Origin of the sequence: Candidatus Accumulibacter vicinus (assembly GCF_000584955.1) — a bacterium.
In the GTDB taxonomy this organism is placed as follows: domain Bacteria; phylum Pseudomonadota; class Gammaproteobacteria; order Burkholderiales; family Rhodocyclaceae; genus Accumulibacter; species Accumulibacter vicinus.
In genome coordinates, this window is record NZ_JDSS02000016.1 from 128625 (window position 1) to 129472 (window position 848).

1 pseudogene is annotated in these 848 nt (G+C 61.8%); it reads right to left on the minus strand.

The window, feature by feature from the left end:
* Positions 1-848: pseudogene (locus CAPSK01_RS04920) on the minus strand (DDE transposase family protein); the annotation flags it as partial.

Below are 848 nucleotides of genomic sequence, written 5' to 3' on the forward strand. Positions count from 1 at the left end.
CTGGTGTTTCTCGACGAGAAAGCCCGCTTCGATGCCCCAACGGTGGCGGGCGCCGAGGTTGCAGCGCTCATGAACATTCTTGCGGCTGAGCGGCTGGCTGGAGAGCCAGGCGTGGCGCGATGTCTCGGTGACTGTCCTGGCCTGTTCGTCGATCCGCGCCCAGCTTTCCTCACAGACCACGACGTGCAGCTTGAGATGCTGACGCCCGTTCGAACCGAAGGCATAGTCGATGTCGTTGACCCAGGAGAAGTGCTGTCGGCGTTTTCCCCAGGGTTGCTGGCGGATCTGCGGCTTCAGGGCATGCAGGGCGTTGAACTCCTGCCAGACCGAGGACAAATCCTGGTCCTTGAGCACGATCATGAACTGCCAGTGGTGGGCATGGCAGCGCTGCATCACCGGCCCGTTGGCGTAGAGTCCGTCGAGCAGGAGCAGAATCGGCAGGCGTGGGAACAAGGTCTTCAGGCGCTCGCTCAAACGCGCAAAGCCGCGCAGCTCACAATCCTGCTTTTGCGCTTCGGTATCGCCCAGGGCGTGTTCGAGGAACTCGCTGAGCAGCGGGATGACCAAGCCGTTGTGGAAGGCCAGACTGGCCTCGAGAACGTAGACGAAGTACTGAGGGTGACGGGTTTCCTCCTTGCCGACGGTGCGCTGCAGGAGTTCCTCCGCCCAGAGGGTATCGCCAGCGAGCTTCTGCGAGCCGTCAATGGCGATCGGATAGCAGTGGTTGATCAGATAACGGCGAAAGCTCTTGCCGCGGATCAGCCGCTTGACCAGATCGACGTGGGCTTGTTCGAGGTGGTCAAGGTCGATGTCGCGCAGCAGCCGAAACAGGGTGTCGGCGTGTGGCA